Origin of the sequence: Pseudomonas putida (assembly GCF_050989985.1) — a bacterium.
In the GTDB taxonomy this organism is placed as follows: domain Bacteria; phylum Pseudomonadota; class Gammaproteobacteria; order Pseudomonadales; family Pseudomonadaceae; genus Aquipseudomonas; species Aquipseudomonas putida_AI.
This window is the reverse complement of the sequence record NZ_CP158815.1, coordinates 4,500,388-4,515,577: the sequence shown is the minus strand read 5'-3', so window position 1 is coordinate 4,515,577 and position 15,190 is coordinate 4,500,388. Positions and strand designations below refer to the sequence as shown.

At 61.9% G+C, this 15,190-nt stretch carries 17 protein-coding genes and 1 pseudogene; 10 read left to right on the top strand and 8 right to left on the bottom strand.

Annotated elements, in window-relative coordinates; all coding sequences use genetic code 11:
- Positions 1-83: 83 nt before the first annotated feature.
- The 4 genes and pseudogenes from ABTV29_RS20565 to ABTV29_RS20550 all read left to right on the top strand — a co-directional run bounded on the left by ABTV29_RS20565 (position 84) and on the right by ABTV29_RS20550 (position 3,650).
- Positions 84-938, top strand: a complete 855-nt coding sequence (locus tag ABTV29_RS20565) for an HvfB family MNIO-type RiPP peptide maturase (protein ID WP_433766516.1) — start codon at positions 84-86, stop codon at positions 936-938.
- Positions 916-1,674, top strand: a complete 759-nt coding sequence (locus tag ABTV29_RS20560) for an HvfC family RiPP maturation protein (protein ID WP_433766515.1) — start codon at positions 916-918, stop codon at positions 1,672-1,674. The genes ABTV29_RS20565 and ABTV29_RS20560 overlap by 23 nt, the downstream gene beginning before the upstream one ends.
- A 350-nt stretch (positions 1,675-2,024) precedes the next feature.
- Positions 2,025-2,744: pseudogene (locus tag ABTV29_RS20555) on the top strand (MCP four helix bundle domain-containing protein); the annotation flags it as partial.
- 42 nt (positions 2,745-2,786) lie between these two features.
- A complete protein-coding gene (locus ABTV29_RS20550; protein ID WP_433771957.1) occupies positions 2,787-3,650 on the top strand; it encodes a methyl-accepting chemotaxis protein in 864 nt (287 codons plus the stop codon).
- Positions 3,651-3,794: 144 nt separating this feature from the next.
- On the opposite strand, the gene ABTV29_RS20545 is transcribed toward ABTV29_RS20550, so the two are convergent.
- From ABTV29_RS20545 to ABTV29_RS20525, 5 genes are all read right to left on the bottom strand, one after another.
- The gene (locus ABTV29_RS20545; protein ID WP_433766514.1) at positions 3,795-4,739 is read right to left on the bottom strand and encodes a phosphatidate cytidylyltransferase; all 945 of its coding nucleotides are present in this window, start codon (positions 4,737-4,739) and stop codon (positions 3,795-3,797) included.
- Entirely contained in the window at positions 4,736-5,335 is a 600-nt protein-coding gene (locus tag ABTV29_RS20540) for a lysophospholipid acyltransferase family protein (protein ID WP_433766513.1), read from the bottom strand. The genes ABTV29_RS20545 and ABTV29_RS20540 overlap by 4 nt, the downstream gene beginning before the upstream one ends.
- Positions 5,322-5,954 carry a CDP-alcohol phosphatidyltransferase family protein gene (locus ABTV29_RS20535; protein WP_433766512.1) on the bottom strand — a complete coding sequence of 211 codons (633 nt, stop codon included), beginning with the start codon at positions 5,952-5,954 and terminating at the stop codon, positions 5,322-5,324. Before ABTV29_RS20535 ends, ABTV29_RS20540 begins: the two co-directional genes overlap by 14 nt.
- A 193-nt stretch (positions 5,955-6,147) precedes the next feature.
- Positions 6,148-7,458, bottom strand: a complete 1,311-nt coding sequence (locus tag ABTV29_RS20530; RefSeq protein ID WP_433766511.1) for an ATP-binding protein — start codon at positions 7,456-7,458, stop codon at positions 6,148-6,150.
- Positions 7,455-8,195, bottom strand: coding sequence for a response regulator (locus ABTV29_RS20525; RefSeq protein WP_433766510.1), 741 nt, complete (start codon positions 8,193-8,195; stop codon positions 7,455-7,457). The genes ABTV29_RS20530 and ABTV29_RS20525 overlap by 4 nt, the downstream gene beginning before the upstream one ends.
- Positions 8,196-8,498: 303 nt before the next feature.
- On the opposite strand from ABTV29_RS20525, the gene ABTV29_RS20520 reads away from it, so the two are divergent.
- The 3 genes from ABTV29_RS20520 (at position 8,499) to ABTV29_RS20510 (ending at position 10,387) form a co-directional block, all read left to right on the top strand.
- Positions 8,499-8,762, top strand: a complete 264-nt coding sequence (locus ABTV29_RS20520; RefSeq protein ID WP_433766509.1) for a DUF2790 domain-containing protein — start codon at positions 8,499-8,501, stop codon at positions 8,760-8,762.
- 40 nt (positions 8,763-8,802) lie between these two features.
- On the top strand, positions 8,803-9,015 hold the full coding sequence (locus ABTV29_RS20515; protein ID WP_433766508.1) for a hypothetical protein: 213 nt from the start codon (positions 8,803-8,805) through the stop codon (positions 9,013-9,015).
- A gap of 169 nt (positions 9,016-9,184) precedes the next feature.
- Positions 9,185-10,387, top strand: coding sequence for a cytochrome c biogenesis protein DipZ (locus ABTV29_RS20510; protein WP_433766507.1), 1,203 nt, complete (start codon positions 9,185-9,187; stop codon positions 10,385-10,387).
- Between the two features lie 99 nt (positions 10,388-10,486).
- On the opposite strand, the gene ABTV29_RS20505 is transcribed toward ABTV29_RS20510, so the two are convergent.
- A complete protein-coding gene (locus ABTV29_RS20505) occupies positions 10,487-11,452 on the bottom strand; it encodes an AraC family transcriptional regulator (RefSeq protein WP_433766506.1) in 966 nt (321 codons plus the stop codon).
- 203 nt (positions 11,453-11,655) lie between these two features.
- On the opposite strand from ABTV29_RS20505, the gene ABTV29_RS20500 reads away from it, so the two are divergent.
- Both ABTV29_RS20500 and ABTV29_RS20495 read left to right on the top strand, forming a co-directional pair.
- Complete coding sequence (locus ABTV29_RS20500) at positions 11,656-11,925, top strand: DUF4242 domain-containing protein (protein WP_433766505.1); 270 nt, start codon at positions 11,656-11,658, stop codon at positions 11,923-11,925.
- Between the two features lie 37 nt (positions 11,926-11,962).
- Entirely contained in the window at positions 11,963-12,775 is an 813-nt protein-coding gene (locus ABTV29_RS20495) for a class I SAM-dependent methyltransferase (RefSeq protein WP_433766504.1), read from the top strand.
- Positions 12,776-12,908: 133 nt separating this feature from the next.
- On the opposite strand, the gene ABTV29_RS20490 is transcribed toward ABTV29_RS20495, so the two are convergent.
- Together ABTV29_RS20490 and pcsA are read right to left on the bottom strand one after the other, a co-directional pair.
- Complete coding sequence (locus tag ABTV29_RS20490; protein ID WP_433766503.1) at positions 12,909-13,295, bottom strand: DUF488 domain-containing protein; 387 nt, start codon at positions 13,293-13,295, stop codon at positions 12,909-12,911.
- Between the two features lie 4 nt (positions 13,296-13,299).
- On the bottom strand, positions 13,300-14,022 hold the full coding sequence (gene pcsA, locus ABTV29_RS20485; protein WP_433766502.1) for a phosphatidylcholine synthase: 723 nt from the start codon (positions 14,020-14,022) through the stop codon (positions 13,300-13,302).
- Between the two features lie 263 nt (positions 14,023-14,285).
- Between pcsA and ABTV29_RS20480 the strand changes: the two genes are divergently transcribed.
- Complete coding sequence (locus ABTV29_RS20480; protein ID WP_433766501.1) at positions 14,286-15,032, top strand: tellurite resistance TerB family protein; 747 nt, start codon at positions 14,286-14,288, stop codon at positions 15,030-15,032.
- Positions 15,033-15,190 lie beyond the last annotated feature (158 nt).

Sequence of the window (15,190 nt, the reverse complement as noted above, 5' to 3'; positions counted from 1 at the left end):
TTTTCCGTCGACGCGCAACACAGAGCCGATACACCGCTTCGGTTAACTGTGAGCACGTTCTGACAACCCTTGAGATCGACACCATGCAGACTCCCATCCCATACGCCAAGGCCAGTGCCGGGCTCGGCTTGCGTCGCGGTTTAATGAAAGACCTCCAGGCCGCCCCGGTTGGCCATTTCGACTTTCTGGAAGTCGCCCCGGAGAACTGGATCGGCATCGGCGGTGCCCATGGCGCGGCATTGCGTTCGCTGGCCGAGCGCTATCCGTTGTCCTGCCACGGCCTGTCGCTGTCCCTGGGTGGGCCGTCGCCGCTGGATGTCGGGTTCTTGCGCGAAGTGCGGGCGTTCCTCGATCACTACAACGTGCCGCTGTACAGCGAGCACCTGAGTTACTGCAGCGATGACGGTCATCTCTACGATCTGTTGCCGCTGCCCTTTACCGAAGAAGCGGTGCACCACGTCGCCGCGCGCATCCGTCAGGCCCAGGACATTCTCGGTCGGCGCCTGGCGGTGGAAAACGTTTCTTACTATGCCGCGCCGCAGCAGGACATGGACGAAGTGACCTTCACCAATGCCGTGCTGCGCGAAGCCGACTGCGACTTGTTGCTGGACGTCAACAACGTTTACGTCAACTCGATCAACCATGGTTTCGATCCGCGCACCTTCCTGGCCGGTATCGACGCGAACCGTGTGGTGGCCATGCACATCGCCGGGCACTTCGATGAGTCCGACACCCTGAAAATCGACACCCATGGCGCATCGGTCAAACCGGCGGTGTGGAAGTTGCTGGCCGAGGCCTATGCCCGGTTCGGCGTGCAACCGACCCTGCTGGAGCGGGATTTCAACTTCCCGGCGTTTTCCGATCTGGTCGCCGAATTGCAGACCATTCGCCGCTTGCAGACCCAGGAGGTGGACCGTGGCCAAGCGCTCGCTGTTTGACCAGCAAAGCAACATGGGCCTGTACCTGCGCGATCCCGAGCATTGCGCGCCGCCAGTGGAAATGGACCCGAAGCGGGCCCAGGTGTATCGCGACCTGGTGTTTGCCAACCTGTCGACCTTGATCAGCGGCACCTTTCCGGTGCTGGTGCAGATTCTCGGCGACAAACGCTGGCGCGCACTGGTGCGGATCTTCCTGCGCGACTATCGCGCCCACACCCCGAAATTCGGTGAAATCGCCGAGGAATTCGTCGAGTTTCTCGCCTCCCAACCCGAGGCACTGGCCGAGGGTTCGTGGCCGCCATTCATGGTGGAACTGGCGCACTACGAATGGGTGGAAATGGCTTTGCAGCAATCCGAAGCCGAGCCATTGCCACCCGGCGACGCCAACCTGTTGCTGGATCGCCCGTTACAGGTTTCGCCCTTGGCCTGGCCGTTGGCGTATGCCTGGCCGGTGCAGTTGGTCGGACCGGATTACCAGCCGGACGAGGCGCCGGAGCAACCGACGTTGCTGCTTGTGCGTCGGGCTGAAGACTGGAGTGTGAAGTTTTCCGCACTGACGCCGCTGGCGTGGCGGTTGTTGCAGCGTATTGATGAGTTTCCTGGGCTGGATGGGCGCGCGCAGCTGCAAGGGTTGGCGCAGGAGGCAGGGGCGAGTGGGGCGCAGGAATTCTTCGATAACGGCTTGGCGTTGTTGCGACAGCTTCACCGGGAGCAAGTGGTGGGCGCAGTCAGTTGATGCGACACATCCCCTGTGGGAGCGAGCCTGCTCGCGAAGAGGCCTGAACATTCAGCATCTATGTCGCCTGACACAACGCCTTCGCGAGCAGGCTCGCTCCCACAGTGGTTCTCAGTGACGCAGGAAAATGTGTACGTTTGTTCCATCTGTATCGCCCACGAAACACCCGTAACCCATTGAAATTTATTTGCTCAGACCCCGCAAAAAATCTAAAGCCTGGCCGATACAACTAACAGGCGCGCACAGGCAGTTACGACCGTGGCGCCAGGCTGAAAAGCTGCGCGCCCACGCCAGCTCTTCAGTGATCTCGGCAAGGATGCTCGTCGCCTCAATCACCCGAGAGTCATCCTATGTCACTGCGTAATCTGAGCATCGCGCCTCGCGCATTCCTGGGTTTTGCCTTCATTGCACTGCTGGTCATCGTGCTGGGGGTGTTTGCGGTCAACCGCATGTCGATCATTCGCCAGTCCTCGATCGACATGGGCAGCACCCAGCTGCCCAGCGTCGGCTTCCTGGGTAACGTCACCGAAAACATCCTGCGCATGCGCATCCTTTCTTTCCGGATTCTGGTCAACCGCGATCCGGCCAGTTTGCAGGAAGCCGAAACCCGTATCGGTGTGCTGACCGACAAGGCGCGCAAGGCCCAGGCCAGCTATGCCGAGTTGCCGGCGGGCCCGGATGAGGCGGCGCTGTACAAGGTTTTCAGCGCGACCCTGGATAGCTACATGCAGGCCCAGCGCGAAATGCTGGACTTGTCACGCCAGAACAAAATTGACGAGATGCGCACCTTGATCAACACCCGGATCAAGGACGGCACCGACCTGATGGGCGAGCAACTGGGCCGGCTGGTGGCATACAACACCGACGGCGCCAAGGCCGCCGGGGTTGTCGCCGAAGAGAACTACAACACCGCCGTGAACGGAATCATCGCGGTGGCCGTGGTGGCGGCGCTGATGACTGTGCTGCTGGCCTGGCTGCTGACCCGCAGCATCGTCACGCCCTTGAACCGTGCAGTGCAGGCCGCGCAAACCATCGCGGGCGGCAACTTGACCAAAACCATTGAGGTCGATGGCAAGGACGAGCCGGCCCGCTTGCTCGGCGCCTTGTCCACCATGCAAGACAACCTGCGCAAAACCATCGAGCAGATTGCCGGTTCCGCCACGCAACTGGGCGCCGCCGCCGAAGAACTCAGTGCGGTGACTCAAGACGCCTCCCGAGGCCTGCAACAGCAGAACAATGAAATCGAACAGGCGGCCACCGCCGTCAACGAAATGACTGCCGCCGTAGAGGAAGTGGCGCGCAACGCGGTGTCGACGTCGGAAGCGTCGAACCAGTCGACCCAGGCCGCCCGCGAAGGCCGCGATCGCGTGGTGGAAACCGTCGACGCAATCCAGACCATGACCCACGATGTGCATAGCACCTCGCTGTTGATCGAAGGCCTGGCAGCCCAGGGCCGTGATATCGGCAAAGTGCTGGACGTGATCCGCGCCATCGCCGAACAAACCAACCTGCTGGCGCTGAACGCTGCTATCGAAGCCGCCCGTGCCGGTGAGGCCGGACGGGGTTTTGCGGTGGTGGCGGACGAGGTTCGGGCACTGGCCCATCGCACGGCGCAGTCGACCCAGGAAATCGAGAAGATGGTCGCCGGTATTCAGAATGGCACCGGTGAAGCGGTGGCTTCGATGCAGCAGAGTAACGAGCGCACCCAAAGCACCCTGGAAATGGCCCGTGCCGCGGGTGTGGCACTGGAGCAGATCACCCAATCGATCCATCTGATCAACGAACGTAACCTGGTGATCGCCAGTGCATCGGAGGAGCAGGCTCAGGTGTCTCGCGAAGTGGACCGCAACCTGGTGAACATTCGCGATCTCGCCACCCAGTCCGCCGCCGGCGCCAACCAGACCAGCGCCGCCACCCACGAGCTGTCGAGCCTGGCGGTGGCGCTGAATGCGCTGGTTTCGCGGTTTGTCATCTAAAGAAAGGGTGGTGGAATTTCCCTGACCACCACAGCCCCCTGTAGGAGCGAGCCTGCTCGCGATGGTCTATCTGCCAGAGATGATTTGGCTGACATACCGCAATCGCGAGCAGGCTCGCTCCTACAGGGGATCATCATTTGCAGGTCAGGCGGAAAAGAAATACCGCGTCAGGTGAAAAAAGATCGGCGCGGCAAAGCAAATCGAATCCATCCGGTCCAGCATCCCGCCATGCCCCTTGATCATGGTCCCCCAGTCCTTGGCACTCAGGCTGCGCTTGATCGCCGACATCACCAGCCCGCCCAGAAACCCCATCACCACGATCACCAGCGACAACAGCAGCGACTGCCAGAAATTGAAGGGCGTCATCCAGTACATGCAGCCGCCGATCAGCGTGGCGGACAGCCCGCCACCCACCAGGCCTTCCACGGTTTTAGACGGGCTCACCAGGGGCGCGACCTTGTGCTTGCCGAATAGTTTGCCGAAGACGTACTGCAAGACATCGCTCATCTGCACGACGAACACCAGGTAGAACAGCAGCAGCGCGTTCTGTCCGCTGAACCCCTGCAGATCCAGGAGCAGCAGGGCCGGCGCGTGGCTGATGCAGTAGACGCAGATCATCACGCCCCACTGGATCTTGGCCGTGCGTTCGAGGAAGGCCTCGGTGTCCTGGCTCAGCACTGCAATCGCCGGCAGCAGGAGGAAGGCATACACCGGAACCAGCAAGGTGAACATCGAGTACCAATGGGTGCCGATCAGCAGGTATTGCAGCGGAATCAGGATAAAGAACGCGCAGAACAGCGCGTTGTGATCGCCCAGTGTCGTCGGAGTCAGGGTGATGAACTCCCGGAGCGCGAACAGGGAAATGAAGCCGAACAGCACCACCGTCGCATTCGGCCCCAGCAGCCAGGACACGAAAAAGATGATCACCATGCCCCACCAGGCATTCACGCGCTGGTTGAGGTTTTCGATGGTCGAGATCGAACCCTCGGTGGTGGCTCGCCTGGCCAATACCCGGCCAATCACCGAGGCGACGGCCAGCAGGCAGGCGATGGCGGCAAAGAACCACAGGAATTTTTGTTCAAGACTCATTTCGACAGCCTCACGATGGCGTCACGCGCCCGCTCCAGGAACACCTGTTTGTCCTCGCCCGCCACCCGTGGCAGCGGGTTGCCGATACGGATCGTGCAGATGATCGGCAGCGGGACGTGTTTGCCCTTGGGCATGGAGCGATGCAGGTTTTCCAGGTAGATGGGCACCAGGTCGACATCGGGAAAGGTCTCGCCGAGGCGAAACAATCCGGATTTGAATTCCCCCGGCAGTGCCTGACTGGAGCGCGTGCCCTCGGGGAAGATGATGATCGAATGGCCGGCGCGCACCACATCGAAAATCGGCTCCAGCACATTGCTGCCGGGCGCCGGATTGCGTTCGATCAGCACCGCATTGAGGCCTTGCTGCGAGATGTACGAAAGAAACCGGTTCTTGCCCCAGTAGTCGGCGGCGGCGACCGGCTTCACATTGACCCGGGCTTCGGGGGGCAGGGCGGCCATGATCGCCAGGGTGTCCATGTGGCTGGTGTGGTTGGCGAAGTAGATGCGCTGGCGCGTGAGGTCCGGCGGGCCTTCCCAGCGGGCGGTGACGCCGATCACGAATCGCAGTACCGCAATCAGGGCATTACTGATCCACATGGCCAGCCTCCTGCAGTTGCCTGGCGATGGCCATCGTGCGGGTGAAGCACGTGGCGGCCGCGCCGATGGCAATGATGACCAGGGTCAGCAACAACAGGTAGTGGCTGCCACGCAGGTGAAACTCGACGGCATTGAGCAACAGGCCAACCGTCATCACCGCCATGCGGTGTTGCTTGGCCATTGGCCCCATGAAGTTCTGTTTCAGGCCGATGGAGCCGCCGAACACCCGGACATAGGCTGTGAGTGCGGCGGCCAGCGCGGCAAACCAGCCGAGTTCGGGCTGATACAGGGCATAGCCGAGACCGACGATCAGCAGGCTGTCGGCGATACGGTCGGGGAATTCGTTGTACAGACTGCCAATGGCCGATTGCTTGCCGCCCTCGACTGCCACCATGCCGTCGAACAGATTGCACAGCAGGCGCAGTTGAATGGCGATGGCACAGCAGACCGAGCCCGCGACGCCGCTGCTGAGGTTCAGGGCAATCGCGCCGGCCAGGGCAAAGAAGATGCTGGCGACGGAGATCTGGTTGGGTGAAATGTCGCGTTTGACCAACAGCTCGGTGGTGCGTTTGGCCCAGCCTGTAGAGCGCGCCTTGATGGGTCTTCTGTTGTCATCCATACACTCAGTATCCCGGTTGCAGGGTTTTACTAAGCGTATATGCAAAAAATGGCGGCACAGGTTTTTCATCTGTGGGAGCGAGCTTGCTCGCGATGGTCGTCAACGATGACGCTAGAGGCCTGTCACCCCGCGGCGTTCTCAGGTTCATCGCGAGCAGGCTCGCTCCTACAGTGAATCGTGGGTGTCAGGTTTTTTACGGTTTCAGCTTGAGCTCGGCGCACAACCCGCCGCCTTCACGATTGCTCAAGGTCAGCGATCCCCCGATCGCCAACGCCAGTTGTTGCGCGATCGCCAGGCCCAGGCCGGTGCCGCCGGTGCTGCGGTTGCGCGAGTTTTCCACGCGGTAGAACGGCTGCATGACCTGGGCCAGTTCCTCTTCGGCAATGCCGGGACCGCGGTCCATGACTTTCACCGACACGCTGCCATCGTTCTTTTTCTCGACCAGCAACTCGGCGGCGCCGGCGAATTTGAGGGCGTTGTCTGTCAGGTTCACCAGCACCCGGCGCAAGGCATGGGGGCGAGTGTCGATGACGGTGGTGCTCTTGCCGTTCAACTGAACCTCCTTGCCCATGTCCTGATAATCGAACACCAGGCTGTCGAGGAAGGAATCCAGGTCGGTGCGGCGACTTTCTTCGGTGGCGCCATGGACGCTGCGGGCATAGGCCACGCCTTCGCGTACCAGGTGCTCGATCTCGCTCAGGTCGGTCCAGAGTTTGTCTTTCTCCACCGAGTCGTCCATGAATTCGGCGCGCAGTTTCATTCGGGTGATCGGCGTCTGCAGGTCGTGGGAGATCGCCGCCAGCAATTGCATGCGTTCTTTCAGGTAGGCGGCGATCCGCATTTGCATGGCGTTGAAGGCCTTGGCCGCGTGGGCGACTTCGGTCGGGCCTTTCTCGTCCAGACGTACCGGGTGAGCGTTGGGATCGAGGTTGTCCACGGCGTCGACCAGACGGGTCAGCGGGCGGACGGCGATGCGCACGGCCAGCCAGGTGCAGAAGATCATCAGCGCCAGTTGCCCGAGCAATACCATGGGCAACCAGGGCGACAACGGCATCATGGCGGGCCACACGTCGATGGTCAGCGGGCTGCCGTCGGACAGTTTCAGATGCACCTGAAAGTGTTTTCTCGGCCCCGGAATATCAGTGAAGGTCAGCGCATGTTCCTTGCCCAGGGCGTCCATGATCGAGCCCATGGCAATGGGGGCATCGGGCATGTCCATGGTCATCGGCGTACCGCTTTCGCCGGCACTCAACAGATAACCGTAGTTGTTGCGCTGCAACTGACGCAGCCAGCTCATGCGTTCCTCGGCAGGCAAGCGGTCAAGGATGGCGATGGAGGTCGAGACGTCGGTTTCGAGGTTGCCCAGCATGGTGTTTTTCGCGGTTTCGTAGCGCTCGTAATACTGCGCGCCGAAGGACAGCGCCTGGGCGAGAAGCAGGCAGACCAGGAAAATCAGCGACAGTCGTGAGGCCAGGGTGCGGGGCCAGCGCAGCGAGAGGTTCATGCTGGCGCCCCCACGACTTCTACCGGCAGAGAAAACACGTAACCCTCGCTGCGCACGGTCTTGATGTAGGCCGGTTCCCGGGCATCGTCCAGCAGGCGCTGGCGCAGGCGGCTCACCAGCAGGTCGATGGAGCGGTCGAACAGATCGGCATCGCGGCCCTGGGTCAGGTTGAGCAATTGATCGCGGTTGAGCACCCGTTGCGGGTGGTCGAGGAATACCCGCAGCAGGCGATATTCCGCGCCGCTGAGGGCGACCATGGTGCCGTCGCTGTCGAGCAGGTGCCGGGCCGAGGTATCCAGCTTCCATCGTCCGAAGGCCAGCAACCGGCTGGTTTCGGTGACCACCAGGTTCGGTGGCAGCATCCGCGTGCGGCGCAGCACGGCGTTGATGCGCGCCAGCAGTTCGCGGGCGGCGAATGGCTTGACCAGGTAATCGTCGGCGCCCATTTCCAGGCCGATGATGCGGTCGGTTTCATCGTTGCGCGCGGTGAGCATCAGGATCGGCGTGGCCTTGTGCTTGCCCGAGCGCAATTCGCGGCACAGCGTCAGGCCGTCGTCGCCCGGCATCATGATGTCCATCACGATGAGGTCCACCGGGGTGGATTCGAGGAAGGTGCGCATCTGCCGACCATCTGCCACAACCGTGGTACGCAGGCCGTTTTTCTTCAGATAGTTACCCACCAGTTCGCGGATCTCGCGGTCATCGTCGACGATGAGGATGTGATCAACGTGTTCCATGGGGCTGCCTCTGAAAATGGGGGATGGCGCACAGTCTATCGAGCCTTGGACTACATGCCTTCAAGCGTTTGTATTGCAGTGTATCCGGCTTGCCCAAGGATACACATGGACAAAAAAACGCGAAATTTCCGGCGGTTTGTATCGCTCTGTATCCAGGCCCGGTTCTGATACGTACCGATTTACACAGGCAGTTTCCCGACACATGCGGGATACCTCGCGAGCTTTAAATAGGTCCCATCGAGGCAAACCCAACCGCCTCGGCCCAAACACACACTGACCTGTCCAAGCCTTGAGGAATCCGCCATGAACACCAAAGCCATCTACGCCGCCTGCCTGTTTGCCGCCCTGAACATCTGCACCCTGTCGGCCCGTGCCGAAGCCGATGTCAGCGCCAAGACCTACGACTACGGCACGCAACTGGACATCAAGAAAGTGGTGTCGCTCAAACAAGACTCTTCAGCTTCCTGCGGGGTGGTGGATGCGCAGTTGACCTACCTGGATTCGCACAACAAAACCCAGGTCCTGGACTACCGGAAAATTGCCGACAACTGCGGCTCGGACAACTGAGTCCTTCGATCACAACCCTTTTGAAGCGAGGAATAACACCATGATCAACGTCAGCCGGTTCCTGACCGCCATTGCCTTCTCCGTCGCCGGTGCCGCGGCCCATGCCAACGCCGCTGTCGAGCAAAACGCCTGTGGCAGCAGCACCTGCTTCCAACTGACGCCGGTGGCGAAGCAGGGCGCCGATGCCTTGCTGGCCGAGAACGGCTCCAGCCATACGCCGCAGGGCAAGTGGCTGGATGAGCAAAGCGCCTAAGCGCCGAACACGATTTCATAAACACCAACAATCCACTGTGGGAGCGAGCCTGCTCGCGATGGCTGAGTGTCAGCCGGCATCAATGTGACAGTCAGACCGCTTTCGCGAGCAGGCTCGCTCCTACAGGGGGACGGTGTGAATTGCCTCCCTCTTTATTCAAGGTGATCCCATGTTTCTCATCGCTTTCCTGGGCGGCATTTTGACCGTCCTCAGCCCGTGCATCCTGCCGGTGGTGCCGTTCCTGTTCGCCGGCGCCGACCGCAAGCGCTCGTCGATCCTGCTAACCCTCGGTGGCATGGCCCTGACCTTCGCCCTCATCTCCAGCCTGGCCGTGGTCAGCAGCGAGTGGGTGATTCAAGCCAGCAACGCCGGCCGCCATGTAGCCCTGATCGTGATGGTGTTGTTCGCCCTGTCGCTGATTTCCGCCCGGGTCGGCGACTGGCTGGCGCGGCCGTTCGTGGCGCTGGGCAACCGTATCGATCCCAACAGCCGCAAGGTCTCGGGTCCCCTGGGTTCGCTGTTGATCGGCGTCGCCACCGGTTTGCTCTGGGCGCCGTGCGCCGGGCCGATCCTTGGCGTGATCCTCACCGGTGCCATGCTGCAAGGTGCGAACGCCGGTACCAGCCTGTTGCTGGTGGCCTACGGCCTGGGTAGCGCGTTGTCCCTGGGCGTCCTGATCTTCGCCGGTCGTGGCCTGGTCAACCGCCTGAAACCGTCGATTCCGGTCACCGGCTGGCTGCGTCGCGGCGCAGGTGTTGCGGTGCTGGCCGGTGCAGCGGTGATTTCCACGGGTGCCGATAACCTGCTGTTGGCCAGTACCTCGTCGGAAACCGTAGGCAAGGTCGAGAAAGGCGTGCTGGAAACCGTGCCTAAAGTCGTCGACTACTTCGTCAGCAAGGCCAAGGCCGAGACCTCGGAGGCCATGCCGTCGCTGTCGGGCGCCGTGGAGTGGATCAACTCGCCGGCCCTGACCAACGAGTCGCTCAAGGGCAAAGTGGTGCTGGTGGATTTCTGGACCTTCGACTGCATCAACTGCAAGCACACCCTGCCTTACGTGAAGGACTGGGCGAAGAAATACGAGAAGGACGGCCTGGTGGTGATTGGCGTGCACACCCCTGAGTACGGCTTCGAACGCATCATCGATAACGTCAAGGCCAAGGTGAAGGAGTACGGCATCACCTACCCGGTGGCGATCGACAACAACTACATGATCTGGCGCAACTTCGATAACCAGTACTGGCCGGCACACTACCTGATCGACGCCAAGGGTCAGGTCCGCTTCACCCACTTCGGTGAAGGCCGTTACGATGATCAGGAGAAGATGATCCAGCAGTTGCTGGAAGAGGCCAAGGCCACCGCTCCCGCGGCATAAATCGCTCTGTGTAGGAGCTGCCGCAGGCTGCGATCTTTTGATCTTGCTCTTAAAAAACAAAATCAAAAGATCGCAGCCTGCGGCAGCTCCTACAGGGGCTCAATGTACGGCCGCCGCCTGCGTACGCCGCCATGCCGCCGGGGGCGTTCCGTACTCGCGGCGAAACGCCCGGCTGAAGGCTGTATCCGTCTGGTAACCCACTTCCTCGGCGATGCGCAGCAATGAACTGTTGCTGCTGCGCAACAGGTTGGCTGCCAGCAACATGCGCCATTGCGTCAGGTACTGCATCGGTGACACCCCCACCAATTGCTGGAAGCGTTCGGCCAATACCGATCTGGAGGTGCCGGCCGTGCGTGCCAGCTCATCCAGCGTCCAGCAATGGCAGGGTTTGTTGTGCAACGCGTTGAGGGCGGCGCCGACGATGCGGTCACCGACCCCCGCCAGCCAGCCGGTACGGCCCTTGCCGTGTTCGTGCATGTACAGGCGCAGCACTTCGATGAACAGCACCTCGGCCAGTTTCGCCAGCACGCCTTCGCCGCCGGGCCTTGGCGAGCGGGCTTCGGCCAGGGCATAGCGGACCGACGACTCGAGCCAGATCCCGGCACTCGAACCACGCACATTGACGCGCACCACCGGCGGCAATCCCGCCAGCAACATGCCGGCCAGCCGCGAATCGCAAGCCATGTAGCCGCACACCAGGCGGGTGACCGCGCCACCGCCGCCATATCGCAACTGCTGCGGGCGCCGGGCGAGGATTTTATCCAGCCGTCCGCCGGTGGCGGGGGGCAGTCCCGGTTTGGAGGTCATGCGATGCCCGTCGCCCTGGGGGAAAAGCACGACGTCGCCTGCGGTCAGTAGCAGGGGCGGATCGTCGCCCAGTTCGACGTAGCACTCGCCTTCGGTGATCAGGTGAAAGATCACCACCTGCTCGGCGTTCGGCTCCAGAAAGGGGGCGGCGGTGTCGGCCCTCGGCGACTGGTAGCACCAGGGCGCGGTGAACCGCGCATTGATGAAAATGGCGCCGGACAGGCGCACGACGCGAAGGGTCTGTGACAGGGCATCCATGGTGATTTCCCGTGCGCAAATGCTGGGTCATGGTTCTGATTGTGAGCTTGATTGTGAGCCTGTCGCGGCCCGGCATGAAATCTCCGGACGATCGGACAGGCCTGAGCGACGATCGGGCAGGACGCAGGGGGTGCACCAGCGCGATAGTTTGCCCACAGGGTCACTGACGGCCCTGTCATCAATAACAAGAATGAGAGGTTGTCATGCCCAAGTTCGTCATTGAGCGCGAGATTCCAGGTGCTGGAACACTGTCAGAAAGGGATTTGAAAGCCGCTGCGCAAAAGTCCTGCAGGACACTGCGCGAGTTGCCGGAAGTACAGTGGCTGCAAAGCTATGTCACCGGTGACAAGTTGTACTGCGTGTACATCGCACCGAGCGAAGCACAGATCCAGGAACATGCCCGGCAGAGCGGGTTCCCGGCCAACCGCGTGTCACAGGTCACGTCCATCATCGACCCGACCACGGCAGAATAAGCCGGGCGGCATTCCAACCCGCAACGGAGCGGAATTCATGAGTACACCCATTGATCTCAATGCCTTGAAAAACCGTCAAATGGCCGCCTGGGCCAGCGGTGATTACGCCGTGATCGGTACCACCCTGCAGATCGTTGGCGAGCAACTGGCCGAGGCCTGCGACCTGCTGTGCGATGAGCAGGTGCTCGATGTCGCCGCCGGCAACGGCAATGCCACATTGGCCGCCGCTCGCCGGGGCTGCCTGGTGACCTCGACCGATTATGTCGGCGCACTGCTGGAGCGCGGCCAGGAGCGGGCGAAAGCCGAACGCCTCAACGTCACGTTCCAGGTAGCCGATGCCGAAGCGCTGCCATTCGCCGATGCCAGCTTCGATGCCGTGCTGTCGACCTTCGGCGTGATGTTCACCCCGGACCAGCCCAAGGCTGCCGCCGAGCTGGCGCGGGTCTGCCGGCCCGGAGGGCGGATCGGCCTGGCCAACTGGACGCCTGAAGGCTTCGTAGGACAGATGTTCAAGACACTGGGCAAACACATGCCACCGCCACCCGGCGCCCAGCCACCTTCGCAGTGGGGCACCGAAGCCTGGCTGCACTCACAGTTCGACGAGCGTGATTTCCTGGTCCAGGTGACGCGCAAGCTGTTCACCTTCCGCTATCGCGATGCCGGGCATTTCATCGACACCTTCCGCACCTGGTACGGCCCGGTGCACAAGGCCTTCGCCGCGCTGCCACCCGACGGTGCCCAGGCGCTGGAGCAGGACATGACCGAGTTGCTCAACCGCCTGAACCGGGCGGGGGAGAAGTCGATGGTGGTGCCGAGTGAGTATCTGGAGGTGGTCATCACGAGGCGTTGACCTGACAACACACTACCCACTGTGGGAGCGAGCCTGCTCGCGATGGCGGTCTTTCAGACAGAGATGATTTGGCTGACAGATTGCAATCGCGAGCAGGCTCGCTCCCACAGGGGATATTGGGTGCCCCGGCGATCTAAATCACCTGCGCCCCACGCGCCTCCAGCAGTTCACGCAACACCGACCGGTGACAATGCGCTTCCTCTTCGCAATAGCAGCCCACGGCCAGCGAAGTGGTGTGGGACAGGGCGGCCAGCAGATCGAGCATCTGGCTGGCCGCCGGCTGTTTCATTTCAGCCTTGAACTTGCGCACGAACACCGCCCAGTCCCTGGCATCCTGCGCCACCAGGGCTTCGGCCACCAGTTCCGCGCTGGGCGACAGCAAAGGCTGCCATACATCGTAGAAATCCCGCGTGGCGAACTCGGCTTTGGGCACGCCACGGGGCGGGCGGCGCACGGTGCCCAGGCGCATGCCTTCGTTGGGTGCTCGGGGGGAGCCGAGCCGTACGATATGAATGGGCATGGCGTTACTTGAGTCGCGATCCGTCGAACCACTCCAGCGCGGTGCGCCAGAAGCAGATGCCCAGGAAGTAGGCGGACATCAATAACCACAGGCCCATCACCAGCGGGTTGATCACCGGATGGTTGACCACCAGCGACAGGCTGCACAGCAACCAGATGGCCGTCACGGCAATGTTGATCGGCATGAAGCGGCGCACGCGGAACGGGTGCAGGAACTTCATCCGGGTCAGCGTCAGCAGGGCGAGGCCGATGATGGTCAGCAGGGTGATCCACGGCGACGGCGCAATGATGTACAGGCACAGGGCGACCACGTTCCACGCGGCGGGAAAACCCTGGAAGTAGTTGTCCTTGCTCTTCATGTTGACGTTGCAGAAACAGAACAGCGACGACACCAGGATCAGCGACACGCTCAGTAGCAGCGTGTAGTCCGGCAGCGGCACGTAGCGATAGATGAACAGCGCCGGAATGAACACATACGTCAGATAATCGATGACCAGGTCGAGGATCGAGCCGTCGAAACTCGGCAGTACCGACTGTACGTTGACCTTGCGCGCAAGCGCGCCATCCAGGCCATCGACGATCAGGGCCACGCCCAGCCACAGCAGGCAATTGGTCGGCTGGTTGTCGAGCAGGGCGAGCGTTGCAAGGAAGGCTGTGACCACGCCAGTGGCGGTAAAACCATGGGCTCCCCACGCTTTGAGCCTGGCGATGTGTAGAGTCGTTATCACGGGGGCGTTCTCCAGAAAATGAAGCAAGCCAGTCATCGCCCTCAGCATCGAAGGCAGCGGCAAACCGGGTCGGGTTGCAGGTATCGACCGGGTTTCCGGGAATAAGGTTCACCACCTATGAATCTTAGCTGCGCCGCGGAAAAAGACTGCGGATAAATCTGCCCGGGCGGGTGCAAAGGCGTCTCGGCCAAACGGTGGTAGCACATTTGCCGGGGAAAGCTATCGTTGTTGGGTTGGATCCACCCCTTGATGAGGACGTCGTCATGAACACCAGCGATTTGCTCGAACAATTACTGCGCGGCGGCCAGGGCGCGATGTCGCAACAAGGCGGCGCCGGGGCGCAAGGCGGGCTCGGCGATCTGGGCGGATTGCTCGGTGGCTTGCTTGGCGGTGGCGGCGGTGGTGGCGCTGGCGCTGGCGGTGGAGGCATGGGTGGCCTGGGCGGACTGCTCGGTGGCCTGCTCGGCGGTGGCTCGCCGATGGGCGGCGCGCCCCAGGGCCGTTCCGGCGGTGGCGCCAACTACGCCGCGCTTGCCTCGCTGGGCATGATGGCTTTCCAGGCGTATCAGGCCTGGCAACGCAGCCAGGCCGCGCAGCCACAACAGCAGGCACCACAGCAGGCGATGCGCACCGTCGATATGCTGGCCGGCCCGGAAGTAGAAGAACACAGCCACGCCATCCTGCGGGCATTGATCGCCGCGGCGAAGGCCGATGGCCGCTTCGACGATTCGGAAAAACAGATGATCAACGCGGAAATCGCCCGCCACACCGATGACCCGCAATTGCAGCAGTGGCTCGACGATGAAGTCGCTAAACCGCTGGACGCCGGCGAAGTCGCACAATCGGCCACCGACCCGGGCATGGCCGCCGAAATGTACCTGGCCAGCGTGATGCTGGTGGATGATCAACAGGATGCCGAACGCAGTTATCTGGACGAGCTGGCGGCGGCGCTGGGGATTGATCCGGATTTGCAGGTGCATCTGGAACAGCAGGCCTCGGGACGCGCCTGATACATTGCCCCCTGTAGGAGCGAGCATGCTCGCGATGGACTTCAGATCACCGCGGGGCATCTGGTTCCCCGCGTTATCGTTGACCACCATCGCGAGCATGCTCGCTCCTACAGGACTCTTCAGCATCCGCAACGTTGGCCCGTCTGTCCGGGCGCCTT